Source organism: Pseudomonas sp. 2995-1, assembly GCF_002742505.1.
GTDB classification, from domain to species: domain Bacteria; phylum Pseudomonadota; class Gammaproteobacteria; order Pseudomonadales; family Pseudomonadaceae; genus Aquipseudomonas; species Aquipseudomonas sivasensis.
Genome location: NZ_LJSA01000067.1, coordinates 1 through 238, shown reverse-complemented (window position 1 = coordinate 238; position 238 = coordinate 1). Strand labels below are relative to the sequence as shown.

Below are 238 nucleotides of genomic sequence, written 5' to 3'. Positions count from 1 at the left end.
AGATGTAGTGTCTATCGTAACCGAACTAGAGAGAATGGAAAAAGGAGAAGGTGCTATCGAGACTGCCGCTGCAGTTGAATCAGTAACTTCTAGTACTAACAATGGAAATGAAGTTCTTCCTAATTATGATGACTTTGAATTAACTGTATTAAGTCAGTCTAAAGAACAAGGATACCATACTTTTTACATAAAGATTAAATTGCGAGATGATTGTATCTTAAAGGCTGCTAGAGTGTAT

General features: G+C 35.3%; 1 protein-coding gene. It reads left to right on the top strand.

The window, feature by feature from the left end:
• Positions 1–34: 34 nt before the first annotated feature.
• A partial coding sequence (locus tag AOA61_RS30760) for a hypothetical protein (RefSeq protein ID WP_218197295.1) occupies positions 35–238 on the top strand: 204 nt, incomplete at its 3' end.